At 51.3% G+C, this 13,872-nt stretch carries 16 protein-coding genes; 7 read left to right on the forward strand and 9 right to left on the reverse strand.

All coding sequences use genetic code 11. The annotated features are described in order from the left end of the window. Positions 1–71: 71 nt before the first annotated feature. The gene (locus tag F5984_RS05080; protein WP_152123219.1) at positions 72–563 is read right to left on the reverse strand and encodes a DUF6265 family protein; all 492 of its coding nucleotides are present in this window, start codon (positions 561–563) and stop codon (positions 72–74) included. 82 nt (positions 564–645) lie between these two features. Here F5984_RS05080 and F5984_RS05085 point away from each other — a divergent pair, with 82 nt between their 5' ends. Both F5984_RS05085 and F5984_RS05090 read left to right on the forward strand, forming a co-directional pair. Continuing rightward, complete coding sequence (locus tag F5984_RS05085; RefSeq protein ID WP_152123220.1) at positions 646–1,242, forward strand: 3-keto-disaccharide hydrolase; 597 nt, start codon at positions 646–648, stop codon at positions 1,240–1,242. Positions 1,243–1,301: 59 nt separating this feature from the next. Further along, on the forward strand, positions 1,302–2,426 hold the full coding sequence (locus F5984_RS05090; protein WP_185155427.1) for a DmpA family aminopeptidase: 1,125 nt from the start codon (positions 1,302–1,304) through the stop codon (positions 2,424–2,426). A 46-nt stretch (positions 2,427–2,472) separates the two neighbouring features. On the opposite strand, the gene F5984_RS05095 is transcribed toward F5984_RS05090, so the two are convergent. Then, positions 2,473–3,003: a DinB family protein gene (locus F5984_RS05095; RefSeq protein ID WP_152123221.1), complete on the reverse strand. Its 531-nt coding sequence runs from the start codon at positions 3,001–3,003 to the stop codon at positions 2,473–2,475. A 162-nt stretch (positions 3,004–3,165) separates the two neighbouring features. Between F5984_RS05095 and F5984_RS05100 the strand changes: the two genes are divergently transcribed. Further along, on the forward strand, positions 3,166–3,717 hold the full coding sequence (locus tag F5984_RS05100) for a DUF4136 domain-containing protein (protein ID WP_152123222.1): 552 nt from the start codon (positions 3,166–3,168) through the stop codon (positions 3,715–3,717). 87 nt (positions 3,718–3,804) lie between these two features. On the opposite strand, the gene F5984_RS05105 is transcribed toward F5984_RS05100, so the two are convergent. Next, positions 3,805–4,518 carry a response regulator transcription factor gene (locus tag F5984_RS05105; protein ID WP_152123223.1) on the reverse strand — a complete coding sequence of 238 codons (714 nt, stop codon included), beginning with the start codon at positions 4,516–4,518 and terminating at the stop codon, positions 3,805–3,807. Positions 4,519–4,742: 224 nt separating this feature from the next. On the opposite strand from F5984_RS05105, the gene F5984_RS05110 reads away from it, so the two are divergent. Next, a complete protein-coding gene (locus F5984_RS05110; RefSeq protein ID WP_152123224.1) occupies positions 4,743–5,891 on the forward strand; it encodes an AI-2E family transporter in 1,149 nt (382 codons plus the stop codon). Between the two features lie 188 nt (positions 5,892–6,079). Here F5984_RS05110 and F5984_RS05115 read toward each other — a convergent pair whose 3' ends face one another. Both F5984_RS05115 and F5984_RS05120 read right to left on the reverse strand, forming a co-directional pair. Further along, the gene (locus tag F5984_RS05115; RefSeq protein WP_152123225.1) at positions 6,080–6,757 is read right to left on the reverse strand and encodes an LON peptidase substrate-binding domain-containing protein; all 678 of its coding nucleotides are present in this window, start codon (positions 6,755–6,757) and stop codon (positions 6,080–6,082) included. Between the two features lie 16 nt (positions 6,758–6,773). Further along, positions 6,774–7,250 (reverse strand): gliding motility lipoprotein GldH, encoded by a 477-nt coding sequence (locus tag F5984_RS05120; RefSeq protein WP_152123226.1) that lies wholly within the window; start codon positions 7,248–7,250, stop codon positions 6,774–6,776. A gap of 112 nt (positions 7,251–7,362) precedes the next feature. Here F5984_RS05120 and F5984_RS05125 point away from each other — a divergent pair, with 112 nt between their 5' ends. Continuing rightward, on the forward strand, positions 7,363–7,725 hold the full coding sequence (locus tag F5984_RS05125) for a BlaI/MecI/CopY family transcriptional regulator (RefSeq protein ID WP_152123227.1): 363 nt from the start codon (positions 7,363–7,365) through the stop codon (positions 7,723–7,725). Between the two features lies 1 nt (position 7,726). Beyond that, the gene (locus F5984_RS05130; RefSeq protein WP_152123228.1) at positions 7,727–9,433 is read left to right on the forward strand and encodes a M56 family metallopeptidase; all 1,707 of its coding nucleotides are present in this window, start codon (positions 7,727–7,729) and stop codon (positions 9,431–9,433) included. Between the two features lie 29 nt (positions 9,434–9,462). On the opposite strand, the gene F5984_RS05135 is transcribed toward F5984_RS05130, so the two are convergent. The 4 genes from F5984_RS05135 to F5984_RS05150 form a co-directional block, all read right to left on the reverse strand. Beyond that, positions 9,463–9,936, reverse strand: a complete 474-nt coding sequence (locus F5984_RS05135) for a hypothetical protein (protein WP_152123229.1) — start codon at positions 9,934–9,936, stop codon at positions 9,463–9,465. 218 nt (positions 9,937–10,154) lie between these two features. After that, the gene (locus F5984_RS05140; protein WP_152123230.1) at positions 10,155–10,409 is read right to left on the reverse strand and encodes a hypothetical protein; all 255 of its coding nucleotides are present in this window, start codon (positions 10,407–10,409) and stop codon (positions 10,155–10,157) included. 600 nt (positions 10,410–11,009) lie between these two features. After that, positions 11,010–11,717 (reverse strand): hypothetical protein, encoded by a 708-nt coding sequence (locus F5984_RS05145; protein WP_152123231.1) that lies wholly within the window; start codon positions 11,715–11,717, stop codon positions 11,010–11,012. Positions 11,718–12,361: 644 nt separating this feature from the next. After that, positions 12,362–13,063, reverse strand: coding sequence for a hypothetical protein (locus F5984_RS05150; RefSeq protein WP_152123232.1), 702 nt, complete (start codon positions 13,061–13,063; stop codon positions 12,362–12,364). Between the two features lie 239 nt (positions 13,064–13,302). Here F5984_RS05150 and F5984_RS05155 point away from each other — a divergent pair, with 239 nt between their 5' ends. Continuing rightward, the gene (locus tag F5984_RS05155) at positions 13,303–13,710 is read left to right on the forward strand and encodes a helix-turn-helix domain-containing protein (protein WP_152123233.1); all 408 of its coding nucleotides are present in this window, start codon (positions 13,303–13,305) and stop codon (positions 13,708–13,710) included. The last annotated feature ends 162 nt before the right edge of the window (positions 13,711–13,872 follow it).

A 13,872-nucleotide genomic window follows, 5' to 3' on the forward strand; every position in this document is an offset into this window, starting at 1 on the left:
CCCGACTCTCCGTAGTACCGGTGAATCAGGGGCTTCGGAAAAGACCCGACACAACTAAAAGCCGTTGCAAATCAGCGCACCCGGTTAAACACAAACAGGTCGCTAAAGGCCCAGTTAGCATCTTTTTTCTGGCCCCGCCGGATCACCAGCTGATCGGGCGTGCGTTTTTCGTAGATAATCCGGATAGAGCCATCTTCCTTTTCAAAGAGGGCTTCTTTGGCCGAGGCTTCCAAAAACCGGTACCGGTCCGACTTATCTTTCTCTTCCCAGCCAATAAGTCCCTCTTTAAAGTGCTTCACCATAGCCACAGGGCCGGCCGCCGTTTGCTCAAACGCAAACAGTTCGTACAGGCTGATTTTGTCGTCTTTCATCATGCGGATAAAGCCGATGATATTGTTAGCCTCGGGGGCCGACCAAACGGCTTCGATAGGACCGCCGTTGTGGGTTCCGCGCCAGTGCCCTTCGAGGAAACTAACCGCTGCCAGCGTAGCGGGTTTGGCCGATTGGGCCACGGATAAAAACGGTAAAAGCAACAAAAGGGGCAGGAGCCGAAGTGTTTTCATAGTACGCTTAGGAATCGGTTTTGTATAGGTAGAAACCTCGGCCGGTCTATCTTTACTCATCAAACAAGTCACTTACGCAAACATGAACCGTTTTATCCCCATCGTATTGTGCCTGATTGCCCTGGCATTCACGGCCCCCACCAAAAAGACCCGCCTGTTTAACGGCAAAGACCTGACGGGCTGGAAAGTGTATGGCACCGAAAAGTGGTATGTGGCAGACGGTAACCTCATTTGCGAAAGCGGCCCCGACAAAGGCTACGGGTATCTGGCCACCGAGAAAGCCTACAAAAACTTTGACCTTTCGCTCCAATTCAAGCAGGAGGCCAACGGCAATAGCGGGGTATTTTTCCGGTCGAGCATTGAGGGCACCAAAATCAGCGGATGGCAGGTTGAGGTAGCCCCCAAAGACCACGATACGGGCGGTATTTACGAATCGTACGGTCGCGGGTGGCTGCAGCAGATTCCGGCCGAAAAAGAAAACATCCTTAAGCCTGAGCAATGGAACGACCTCCGCATCCGGGTCGTAGGCGACCATGTGCAGACGTTCCTGAACGGTCAGCTGATGGTGGATATGCACGACGAGAAAATCGGGGCGGCCAACGGCTCTATTGCCCTTCAGATTCACGACGGCGGTGGCATTAAAGTTCGTTGGCGGAAACTGGTTGTGCAGGAACTGTAAACCGGCACGGCTAACCCGCATAGATTAACTAATTTGGGGCGCACAAACCTGACTTTCAGATGGCGCCCCTTTTTCGTGTCTTTTTGTTTCTCCTGTTCATCGCGAGCCATGCCCCAACACAGGCCCAGTGGACCAAACGGCCCCGCGAATACGGCATCCGGTTTGGGGTTATCCCGACGGGGCCACTCAACGCCATTACCGATGTGCCGGGGGTTCGGGTGGGTCAGGTAACGCTCCTGCACGGCCCGAATGTCCGAACAGGCGTAACGGCCGTATTGCCGCACCCGGGCAATCTGTTTCGCCAGAAAAGCCCGGCGGCTATTTACATCGGCAACGGATTCGGCAAACTGACCGGCTACAGTCAGGTCGAAGAGCTGGGCACGCTCGAAACCCCGATTGTGCTGACCAATACGCTCAGCGTACCCACCGCTACCGACGCCCTCATCGACTACACACTCACGCAGCCCGGCAATGAAGAGGTCCGCTCGGTTAACCCCGTGGTGGGCGAAACCAACGACGGTTACCTCAACGACATTCGGGGGCGGCACGTTACCAAAGCGCATGTGTTGCAGGCACTCTGGGAGGCCAACACCGGGCCGGTTCAGGAGGGCAACGTGGGCGCTGGTACGGGTACCGTTTGTTTTGGGTTCAAAGGTGGAATCGGTACGGCTTCGCGAAAGTTGCCCGGCAGTTTGGGCGGCTACACCGTGGGCGTACTGGTGCAAACCAATTTCGGCGGGGTGTTACAAATTGGCGGGATGCCGATCGGTGTCGAGCTGGGCAAGTTCAGCTTTAAAGAAAAGCTGGATGGCTCGTGCATGATGGTGGTACTGACCGATGCTCCGCTCGACGCCCGCAACCTGAAACGATTGGCCAAGCGGGCTTTTATGGGTCTGGCCCAAACGGGCGGAATAGCCTCGAACGGCAGTGGCGATTACGTGATTGCTGTCTCAACGGCCTACCAGATTCCGCACGACTCCGCCGAAGCGTTCGATCAGGTCAAGGTTTTGCGTAACGATTCGGTCTCGCCCCTGTTTATGGCCGCCATCGAAGCCACCGAAGAGGCCATCATCAACTCCCTGTTTGCGGCCCGCACCCTCACCGGCGACGGTGGTCACACGGCCGAGCAGCTCCCCGTGGAGAAAGTGGTGGAAATAATCAGGAAGGCCGGGCAACTGAAATAAGGGCAAAACACCAAAGCCGGGCTTGTGAGCCCGGCTTTGGTCTGTATCAGAACAGTTTTTCGTTCGGGGGTTTGATTCCCTTCATCCGAATGTAAATGGTTGTCTGGCCCCGGTGGTGAGTCTGGTGTTCAAATCCTTTCGTAAAAGCCAACTCGCGCGACATCTCGTTCTTGCCAAATTTGACCGTTTCGGCCATCTGGGCATCCGTTGTGCCTTTCAGGGCGTCGATCACAAAATCGTAGCTGTCCAGAACTGCCTTGCTCAAAGCCGCTTTTGTTTTCAACTCCTCCATTTTCTCCATCTGCTTACCGGCCATCGGGTTGGCTTTACCCGTAGCAATAGAGCCAAACAGATAATTGCCGCTGGCCAGGTGCAGCATCTGCTCGGCAAAGCTCCGAATCTCCGGCGTCGGTTTGAAATTCGTACCATCCTCGGGCATAGCGTCGAGGTATTCTTTCGTGTACTCTTTGGCTCGTTGCCATTCGGTAAGCTGCTGGCTTACACCCGTCATGGGTCGGTAACTACTCAAAACCGTTGTCACGGCGAGCAGCAAAAAGGGAAGTAAAAGGCGTTTCATGCGATAATGAGTCTATTTTCCGTTCAACGTACGAAAAATATCCCAAATCTCTCTGCTATCCCCAGGCCGAGTTCGGGAAGGGTAATGAAGCCCGATACCCACGTCGGTGAAAGCTGCACAAAAACGGGCTGTAATTTGTTCTTTATCAAACGAAACAGCGTTATGAAACAAGCAATCAATATAGTCGCGGTTCTGCTGCTGACGGGGCTTCTGGCAGCCTGTTCGCCCTACCGGGTGATTCGTAATCAGGCCGACAAAGGGGCTACCTGGTCATCGTATCGGACGTTTGCGTTTATCGATACAACCGGTATTGCCCGAGTACCCCGCCCTACCTACGGGGCGGCCCTGGAACAGATAAAACAGGCTGTGCAGGCTCAGCTACAAAGCCGGGGTTACCAACTCAGCACCGACAACCCCGACCTGCTGGTAAACCTTGGGGCCGTGGTGCAGGAGAAAACCCAAACCCGCCAAACTACCATTCGTGAAGCGCCCGTGTATATGGGACAGCGCCGGTACAGTTGGCGTAGCCAGGAGGTGCCAGTGAGTACCTACGAAGAAGGCACCGTGAACCTGCACATTATAGACGCCCAAAGAAACGCCCTTGTGTGGGACGTAGCCGTGTCGAGCGTGCTGACGCGCCGGAGCCTGTCGGCGGAGCAAATTGGGCAGGCAGTAGCTAAAGTCTTTGGAAAATTTCCGGGCAAAGCGGGTTAACAACGTCCCGGCCCACGTATTAAAACAAAACCGGGCGACTCAAAATTGAGTCGCCCGGTTGCTGTAAACGCTATGCATTAGCCAGAATCAGGCTTGTTCAGGTTCGTCGGTAAACATGTACCCAACGCCCTTGAGGGTTCGGATATAGGTCTCGCCAATCTTCTCACGGAGTTTACGGATGTGTACATCGACCGTACGTTCGAGCACGTAAATGTCGGCTCCCCAAATTCGCTGTAGCAGCTCTTCCCGACTAAACACCTTGTTGGGATGCTGGGCCAGAAAAAACAGCAATTCAAATTCTTTCTTGGGTAACACCACTGATTTCTCGCCGAAGTTGGCCGAGTAATTCTGCCGATTGATGGTTAGGCCCGCAATCTCGATCCGGTCGCCGGGGTCGGCTTTCTGAGCCTCGCGCCGAAACAGGGCATTAATCCGGCTCATGAGGGCGCGGGGCTTAATCGGTTTGGTAATGTAGTCGTCGGCTCCAATGTCAAAGGCCGCCACCTCCGAGTACTCTTCCGACCGGGCAGTGAGGTACAGAATGTAGGTTTGCCGAAGTTCGGGAATCGCCCGCATTTGTCGCCCGGTTTCAATACCGTCAAGCTGGGGCATCATGATATCGAGCAATACCAGCTCGGGCATATACGTGCGGGCAACCTCCAGGGCTTTGAGGCCGTCCATGGCGGTGCGCACATCGTAGCCCTCTTTTTCCAGATTGTATTGAAGCAACTCGACCAGATCCGCGTCATCGTCAACAACCAGAACGCGGTGAGCAGAAGTAGATGCTTTGGTAGGATTCATCAGCAAGCCGATTGAACAGATGGTGACCCGAAATTAGGGCGTACTATGCGTATTTTATCACGATTGGGTGAGTCTTAACATAAAGATAACAGGTTTTTGCGCCCTAACTCAACGCTCGAACGGGTAAATATGCTCTGCCAGATGCTAATAATTTCTGGCCTATGTGGCTTATTCGCGGTTAGTATCGCAAGTACATCCTGGTACCGCCATTCGCACGCACATTTATGCAAAATCGCTCTCCTGAAATTCAACTTCCCCCCTACGCACGTCTGACGTGTATCCTGATCTCACTGGTCATTATTGTCTATGGCCTGTCGGTACTTCAGGAAACACTCGTTCCGTTGGTGTTTGCCGTTATGTTTTCGGCTATTCTGTTCCCGCTGTGTCGGCGGCTCGAACAATGGGGTGTGCCCCGGGTAGGTGCTATTCTTATTTGCATTACGCTTGCACTTGCCATTCTGTACGGCCTGTTTTATCTGATCAGCATTCAAATCGGTAATTTTACCCAGGAGGGGCCCCGGCTGCTGAAACGGGCCAATCAGATTCTCGATCAACTTCAGCGATACGCCGATACGCACAACATCGACCGTCGGCGGGTGGTAGCCGAGGTACGTAAATACCTCAACTCGTCGCTCGAAAATGCCGGTACCGTTCTGACCTCTACCCTCTTGGCCACCACCAATACCTTATCGACCATTGCGCTGCTGCCCTTATTCATTTTCTTTTTTCTGCTTTACCGCGATTTTTTCAAGTCGTTTTTCTACAAGATTTTCGGGCATACCCGCAAGACCAAAGTCGATGTAGTATTCAGTCAGATTTACACTGTTGTGAAGGATTATCTGGTCGGGCTGGTGCTGGTTATTATCATCGTCGGGATTCTGAACACGGTGGGTCTGCTCATTCTGGGGGTCGATTACGCTGTGTTTTTCGGCTTCTTTGGCGCCTTTATGATCCTGATTCCCTACGTAGGTATCGCCATCGGGTCGGTACTGCCCGCCCTGTTCACACTGGGTACTCACCCCAACCCGCTCGTAGCGCTTGGCGTGGTGGGCGTGTTTCTGTTTGTGCAGGTGCTCGAAGGCAATTTCATCACGCCCTACATTGTCGGCTCCAAAGTGAGTATCAACCCGCTGGCGGCCATTATTGTCCTCATTTTATGGGGGCAGTTATGGGGTCTACCGGGCCTGATTCTGGCCTTGCCGCTCACGGCCATTTTAAAGGTCCTATTCGATGCCGTCGACGACCTGAAGCCCTACGGGTTTCTGCTGGGTGAGGCCGAAAAGCCCCGCCCGCCCATCAAAAACATTCAGGAGCTTACCGACCAGCTCCCCGAGCGAGTCCGCCGAATTGGTCGTTCGGATGTAAAAAAATAAAAGAGCCGGGGCGGCTCTTTTATTTAACCTGAGTTATGGATAAATTCTCTTTTAAGCAATTGATTTATAAGTAGATGCTGACGCTAAGGGCTTCGACAGGCTGAGCCTGACAGGGTGCCCCCAAGGTTATAGTCAGGCTGAGCCTGTCGAAGCCCCTGGCGTCAGCCATTTTTCATGATTCACATTAGTTAAAACTTCAGCGGGTCCAGATTTTTGAAGTGTCCATTCATACGGATACGCTGCTTGGTACGTTCCATCTCCGACACCACCGGAATCACCTTGGTCAGGTGATCGATCAGGTATTTTTGTCGTTCGGCTTCGGTGGGCAGGGTCAGCAAATCGTACTCCTGCTCAATAGACAACCCCACTTTATGACCGACCCGGTACGAGAGCGCCGGCTCATCGGGCCGTATCTCGTCGGTTTCGATCTGAAGCAAGTCGTACAGACGTTCGAGCAAGCCCAACAACTGCTCCCGATGCACACTGAAGAGGTCGCCCGGCAAGTCGTTGCCCGGCAAGTCGTCGCCCGGCGATCCGTCGCCCGGTCCCACCAGGGTGACGTCACCTCCGGCGTATAGTTTGCCCGGAACCGGATTGGTAAAGTTTAGTAACTGAAATACGCGGAGGCCTTTCGTTTTGATGTCCATCCGGCCGTCTTCGTACCGTTTATGCAGGGTCGTTATATGGACCTCAGTACCGTACCCAGGCAGTTTATTATCGATAAAAACAGGAATACCGAAAGTGGTTTGCCCCTCCAGGCATTCGTTAATTAACTGGCGATAACGAGGCTCGAAAATATGCAGGTTGAGGTCTTCACCCGGAAACACAACCAGATTCAACGGAAACAAGGCAAGTTTTTTCTCCATAGGAAGGTCGTCAAAACTATTTACCGGCTTTTTCCACCGAAATACCCACACTCAACACATCGGGCAGGGGATTTTGGCGCATGTACTGTTTGATGCGGATGGTGTACTGCCCCGGTTTGGGAAACTGATAATTAGGCTTGATAAGCACTTTGTGATCAAAAATATCGCCTAGTCCGTCGCCACGAGGCTCACCCGTTTTGGGGTCCATCAGAATCAGCTCGTCGAGCCGCGACTCAATCACGCGCCCGCTCGAATCGCTCAGATAGCGCGTCAGGTAGAGATTGTAATATGGGTACGACAAGGCATTCCGCAGGTTGTAATACACATTGTACCGCTGGTTGGCATCCTCGATCCGAAACGTAAACGCCGGGGCGTGGTTCACAAACCATTTGCCATCTTCAATGTCTTCGTACTCACTATAAACCGTATTGGTATCACAGGCCGTTAGCCAGACCGAAAGCAGGAGCACAAGCAGGCCCAATCGATGTTTCATTCCCTCTATGAGTTTTCACAAATCTACCATCTGGCACGTCCGCTTGCAAACTATAAGAATAGTTCTAACTTTGCTCTGGCAGCGACGCTGTTGGAACAAATCGGACGACCCCATGGAAAAACTAACGGCAAAAGAAGAAGAAGTAATGCAGGTGCTCTGGAAATTAGAGCGCGCTTACGTCAAAGATATGCTTCCGTACTTCGATAACCCACCGTTGCACTACAACACGGTATCGACCATTATTCGCAATCTGGAAGAGAAAGGCTATGTGGGCCACCGGGCGTACGGCAACACACACGAGTACTACGCCATTATCGAAAAAGAAGACTACCAGAACCGCTTTGTGCTGAAGCGCGTAGTGGCCGATTATTTCGACAATTCGTACAAGAACCTGGTGAGCTACTTTGCGCAGAACGAGAAAATCTCGGCCGATGAGTTACGGGAAATTCTGGCCATGATCGACAAACAGAAATGACATGGCACCGCTCGCCTACCTGCTACAGGCCAATCTGATTCTGCTGATTCTTGTACTGGCCTATGGTGGGCTGGTTGGGCGTACTACCCGATTTCGGCTCAACCGGGTCGTGCTTTGGCTGCTTGTGCTGGCCGCCATAGGCTCACCCGTAACCCGGTGGCCTCAGGTGCAGCCTGAACCTATACGCCGGGCTGTAAGTCGGACGGCCGATGTGCTTCGCGAGCCTCTCAATGCCGTAACCCCCACCCAACCGCCGGTATTTTTCCGATTCCCGGACGGTAAAACGTATCCGGCTTCGTTCAACCCAACACCCCGGCCTAACTGGGGCACTCTGGCCTGGTGGGCGTATGGTCTTTTCACACTCGGGCTGGCTCTTCGGCTAATCCGGCGGTTGATCCGGCTGCGGGTGCTCATCGAAACGGGTACCTGGACCCACTATCCCGACTTTACACTGGTGCAGGCCCCGGTCGACGACCCGTTTTCGTTTGGGCGGTTTGTAGTGCTCGACCAGCATCGGTACAGCGCTTGTCAGCTCGACCAGATACTGCGGCACGAGCGGGCACACATAGATCAGAACCATACGGCCGACGTATTGCTGGCCGAGCTTGTCACGCTGGCCTTTCCGCTCAACCCGGCGGCTTACCGCTACCGGCGGCTGGTACGGCAAAATCTGGAGTATCTGGCCGACGAGACCGTATTGGCCGAAGGTGTGGATGCGCGGGTGTATCAGTACAGTTTATTGCAGGTGAGTCTCGGCACTACAGCAGTGGCCCTACCCAGCCGCTTCAACGAGCCATCGCTGGCCGACCGCATCCGAATGATGCTACGGCCCCGGTCGGGGGCCTGGAGCTGGGCGCGGTACTGGGTGCTCGCGGGCGTATTGGGCGTGGTAGTGCTGGTACTGTCGTTGCGCGAACTGGGCACAACCCCACTGCTGACCCCTCCACGCACCAACTCTCCCGACTGCCCCAACCTGAACTGGGTGAACTTCTCGTTCAACTCAGATAAAGAAGAATGGACCGACAAGCTCATTTTCCGGAATGGCCGTACCCGACCCCAACTACCCAATATGAATGTAATTGGGCTGGTAGGCAATCATCTTACGGTCACGGAAGAGTACCGGTACAATACCGATGTATTCATCGACTGTCAACCTGCTTCGTTAGCCGCCCTGAGCCGAATCGAGAGCGAGTATATTGATGAGCTGTACGTGTATGAGCAAGCGCCTTACTCCGAGCGAAGCGCCGATAAGCCCTGGCGTATTGTGGTACAAACCAGCCCCCGTGCCATATTTCCGAACCCCTCCCGGAATCAGTTTCTCACCTTTTTGCAGGCTGCGGCCATGAGCCCCAATCCGCTGGGCAAACAGGATTCGTTTTCGATGAACGATGTGCTCGAAGCCACCTTTTTTCACCGCAAAAACGTGCTGGTAGAGCGCACCAAAAACGAGCATCTGAAACTCTACGACGATCTGATAGCCAATACCGACGTGCTGATTAACGGCCTGCCCGCGTCGGCCAAAGAAGTGCAGACCATACACGTGCGGGAGGTTGATAAAATTTACACGGCCGAGCGTCATTTTGCGCTTTGGTTCCGGCCCGACAGCCCCGCCAAACGGTTTGTACTGTCTATTGAAACCAGCCCCCGCCGGGCCAAACGCGATAGCAGTTACTATGTATTCAGCCCGTTTTATTCGGGGGATTTTTGAGGCTTTGTAGCGGATTCTCGTCGGGCACCTTAAAAAGCGCGTAGCCGGGCGTCAATTCCGTTACGGGGAGTGTCGCCGAAAATAAAAACCTCTACCTGCCCCTCGTGCTCTTTTTGGGGTTTAAAGGAGGGGGCCTGACGTACTGCTAACACGAGTGAATCGGGCGACAGACCGCGCCAGTAAGCAATTGACTGCTTGAAAATTGTTTTTCCTTCGACCACAATTCGTTGGGTATCTGCCACGGCCATCATCGGGCGTTTGATTTGCCCGGCCAGAACCTGTTTCAAGGAGTCAATTAACCCTTTTCGGTTAGGGTACGTAAATAGGTAGTTGGTTACGCGTCGACCATACAATGCAGATTCGGGCTGTTGCTCACTGTCATAATCGCCTGTCTCGTAGATAAATTCCAATCGCACTGTCACGCCTGAAGGGAGCCGTGTGTAGTAATGACCGGGTGCCTGAAACTGTAATTTTTGCTGGCGGGTGGCTTCACCAATAGTCACTGGAAACGTCCATTCCCGCCCCTCATAGTACAGTTTTTTTGGGGCTGACTTTGTATCAACGCAAGCCATTGAAAGGCTAAGGCCAACCACAAACAGAAGAGGCTTCAGTGAAAAAGGTTGTTGCCTGACCACATTTTTCTGTAAGAAAATAGCTGTAATTAAGTTCATTAACCCGCCAGGACGGGAAGCTCTATTGCCAAACTAATGCATCGCAGGCCCTATGGCCCCTTCTGTACCATGGGAGCAGGAAACTTCTGTTGGCGTTGAATAGCCTTTCGCTTCCAATCCAAACTAAACCAAATTGTAATGGCTGAAACTGTGACAACCAGGAGAATTACAGTAAACCTCATTGACCGTTGGTAAACGTTTTCTTTCTTAGCAAAATAGAAATAGCCAAGTACGCCCAAAACTATTGATGGCAAAAGGACGACAAAATTCTCTTTTGTAATATCCCAGATTTCCTGTACTGCCATTTGTTGAGGTTTAAAGTCCTCGATGTTTAAAATCCTCGCGTCAGTCCATGCGGGCCAGCCCAGAATGAATGAATCTTTTAAAGTGATTCATTACGACTCTACCACATAAAGCTCTATTCATAAGAATCCAAACTGCCATTGCTTACGATACAATACTCCAAAACATCAGTGCGTGCAAACAAGAGAATTTGAGCTTATTGGGAAGTACCGATTTCAAAGAAAAGACGACAAAACCATAGATGCCCGACAGTAATGGAAATTATCCGAATGTGCTGTATTGCCCATATTTCAGGAACCAATTAAACACTGGTACAGATATGTATCTACGTTAATAAAACCAGCCAAAAATTGTTTAGCTGGTTTTATTTTATTTAGCGTTTAATGCTCAGGCCAGAAGTTCTGGACCGATAAGCCATAGGATGATACCTACAGTCGTGTAATGTATGGTCGTGAAGATTAACCAGTAGGCCAAGGCTCTTTTCTTATCTCTTATAAAAAATCTGAAGAGTAAGAGCATAGCTACTGAGGCCAGTATAGATACCAAACCCACAATTAAAAGCCAGTTATTGCTTCCCATCTTTGTAATGTTTCGTTAAAAGGCTAGTTACATTTACTAGAACATGTTTGCATATCAGTATAGAGACCAGCTTTTGCATCCGCCATTTCCTTGACCGTACTAAATGCTCTACTAAGTAGGCAGTTAATATCAACGGCTAAACCAGCAACAACGGCAAGCAATTCGACTGTAGCCGTACCGATTCCCGGAAAGAAATGTGCCCAACTACCAATGACATTTACCGCAGTAAAAGCAGCAGCTCCTTCAAGATGACAAACTACAGCTAAGTCTCTTGCTGTAACGTACCTAATTTCGTTCATTCTGGTATCGTATTTACGTTGCATTATCTCTTTACACTCCTGACACTCGCGCTGTTTTCTCTGCTCAGGCGTTTCACTCGGCTCGTAATAACTTCCACCTCCTCCGCCATCACTGGGGGGCGTATCCTGTTCGATATCCCGCAGATGGGGAGGAATGTTAGGATTATAGCCGTCATCAGCTGGCTTGTCCGGGCGAACCGTCCCCTCTACATCGAGTACCATGCAATCACATTCGGGATTATACACGGTTGGTGTGCTGTAGAGAACAGGAAATAACACAATATCTGGCTCGTCAGCCCATCCATCGGCTGACTCCGAATCCATCGGCTCCGGGTCTACCGGCAAATGCTCCTCAACATAAAACGCCGAACCGTCTAACCTGGGTGCTTCTGGCAAGGCCTTCGCTTTCTTCTTTGCAAGAAGCTTCCACAAGGGGATATTGACAGTGATCCCCAAAAAAGGGCGAGGGGGTGCCCCCCTGCCCCATTACGGTAGTGGCTATCAACCAGCAGGCCAGCCAGTGAGCCAGTAAACCGATTTCGCTTGAATTACACGTCAAATTCAGCAGCTACTACGTATTCAGCCCGTTTTATTCGGGGGACTTTTGAGGTACAGGGGGTTAACTATTGATTCACTCCTCTGTATCTACTCTTGACATTTATTGACCACTTCAAGCGGGTGCATTTCAAACTTGTGTAGCACTGTCCTTTGGGCGGTGGCGGTCCGCCGATGCGGCCGAAGGCCAAAATACGCAGAATTAGTCGGACAGCTACAGCTTACCGGCCGACCCGTCGGACCGCAAAGGCCAGTACTACACGAAAGTGCAATACACCCCTTTAAGCTTTGGCAAAATACCTCTAAAGATCTTTTAATCGATTGGCAGAGGTTTGTTTGTTAGAATACAAAAAACCATACTGTACTGATTATAAAAATACTCAGACAGAGCAAAACAGCAATCGGCTTTCGTACTCCCTTAGATATGAGTTTTTGGTAGCTGCCCGTTAAGATTATTACTTGTGCTATTGCACAAACAGCAAAAATTAGCCAGTCGTAAGATTTCATAACTAGTCTTTGGTTTAGGGACAATCACCACATCCTATTAATCCTGCTGCCAGATCAGCTTCTATTGCTGTTTTGGCCACATAATATGTCCAAGCAGCACCTGATAAGCAGCCAATTTCAACGCTTAAGGCTCCTCCTACCGCTAATATCTCTAATACTTCCACTCCACCAGGAATGAATGTAGTCCACCACCCACCTTCGTTAATTGTAACAAACGTACCAACACTTGCTTTTGTACATCCATATAAGGCACTGGCTAAGAGAACTCCGCGTGCTGTTAAAAGCAATGCATTCGCTTTATCACGCTGTTTTTGCCGACACTCCCGGCACTCGCGCTGTTTTCTCTGCTCAGGCGTTTCACTCGGCTCGTAATAACTTCCACCTCCTCCGCCATCACTGGGGGGCGTATCCTGTTCGATATCCCGCAGATGGGGAGGAATGTTAGGATTATAGCCGTCATCAGCTGGCTTGTCCGGGCGAACCGTCCCCTCTACATCGAGTACCATGCAATCACATTCGGGATTATACACGGTTGGTGTGCTGTAGAGAACAGGAAATAACACAATATCTGGCTCGTCAGCCCATCCATCGGCTGACTCCGAATCCATCGGCTCCGGGTCTACCGGCAAATGCTCCTCAACATAAAACGCCGAACCGTCTAACCTGGGTGCTTCTGGCAAGGCCTTCGCTTTCTTCTTTGCAAGAAGCTTCCACAAGGGGATATTGACAGTGATCCCCAAAAAAGGGCGAGGGGGTGCCCCCCTGCCCCATTACGGTAGTGGCTATCAACCAGCAGCCTGCTACCAGCGCAAAGTACTTATTTTTCATGAGCATGGAAAAATTTAGTTTTATCAAATGCTTTCTTAATCAGAACAAACATAGCTTTCCACGACCTTTTGTCACCGTTTCTTCACTTTACAAATCGTAAGCATTTAACCTACATTTTGTCAGACGTATGCACACCGGAGAAAAAATCAGAAAACTGCGCGAACTCAAAGACATGAAGCAGGACATCATGGCCGACCGGCTCGGTATCTCCCGCCCAGCCTACAGCGATATTGAACGCGGAAAAACCCAGGTGAGCAATGCCCGCCTGAAACAAATAGCCGATATTCTGGAAGTTAAGCCCGAAGACATTCTGAGCTTTGGCGAAAAGGTGGCTAATTTTTTTGAGCAGTGTAACGGAGCTGTCGACATCAATACTGGTCAGCAAATCAACCACTTTGATCAGCGCGAGTTACAATACCAGTTAGAGAAAGCTCAATTGGAAATGGATAAGCTTCGGCTTGAGGCAGAGAAGTACAAAGCCGAGCGGGATAAAGCCGAGTTAGAAGCCCAACTATTACGCAACAGAGCTGCTTAACGCCCTCATCTTCTTCCCCCTGCCACACGACTATCTGGGCAATAGCGGCAAATTGGAGTGACGACCGCTCATGATTAGTGAGAGAAGTGGGGCCTGATTTTGGCAAGACAATGCCTATTTTTTGCCCTCAATCGCTCAAACATTGCTCAAACAAAAAGCGGG

Source organism: Rudanella paleaurantiibacter, from assembly GCF_009184635.1.
GTDB lineage: Bacteria > Bacteroidota > Bacteroidia > Cytophagales > Spirosomataceae > Rudanella > Rudanella paleaurantiibacter.

Bases quoted from the DNA above. Each gene is read 5' to 3' on its own strand.
- F5984_RS05100 (WP_152123222.1), top strand. From the start codon at position 3,166: ATGAAACAAGCAATCAATATAGTCGCGGTTCTGCTGCTGACGGGGCTT.
- F5984_RS05155 (WP_152123233.1), top strand. From the start codon at position 13,303: ATGCACACCGGAGAAAAAATCAGAAAACTGCGCGAACTCAAAGACATG.
- F5984_RS05125 (WP_152123227.1), top strand. From the start codon at position 7,363: ATGGAAAAACTAACGGCAAAAGAAGAAGAAGTAATGCAGGTGCTCTGG.
- F5984_RS05115 (WP_152123225.1), bottom strand. From the start codon at position 6,757: ATGGAGAAAAAACTTGCCTTGTTTCCGTTGAATCTGGTTGTGTTTCCG.
- F5984_RS05130 (WP_152123228.1), top strand. From the start codon at position 7,727: ATGGCACCGCTCGCCTACCTGCTACAGGCCAATCTGATTCTGCTGATT.
- F5984_RS05080 (WP_152123219.1), bottom strand. From the start codon at position 563: ATGAAAACACTTCGGCTCCTGCCCCTTTTGTTGCTTTTACCGTTTTTA.
- F5984_RS05140 (WP_152123230.1), bottom strand. From the start codon at position 10,409: ATGGCAGTACAGGAAATCTGGGATATTACAAAAGAGAATTTTGTCGTC.
- F5984_RS05090 (WP_185155427.1), top strand. From the start codon at position 1,302: ATGGCGCCCCTTTTTCGTGTCTTTTTGTTTCTCCTGTTCATCGCGAGC.
- F5984_RS05120 (WP_152123226.1), bottom strand. From the start codon at position 7,250: ATGAAACATCGATTGGGCCTGCTTGTGCTCCTGCTTTCGGTCTGGCTA.
- F5984_RS05095 (WP_152123221.1), bottom strand. From the start codon at position 3,003: ATGAAACGCCTTTTACTTCCCTTTTTGCTGCTCGCCGTGACAACGGTT.
- F5984_RS05105 (WP_152123223.1), bottom strand. From the start codon at position 4,518: ATGAATCCTACCAAAGCATCTACTTCTGCTCACCGCGTTCTGGTTGTT.
- F5984_RS05110 (WP_152123224.1), top strand. From the start codon at position 4,743: ATGCAAAATCGCTCTCCTGAAATTCAACTTCCCCCCTACGCACGTCTG.
- F5984_RS05085 (WP_152123220.1), top strand. From the start codon at position 646: ATGAACCGTTTTATCCCCATCGTATTGTGCCTGATTGCCCTGGCATTC.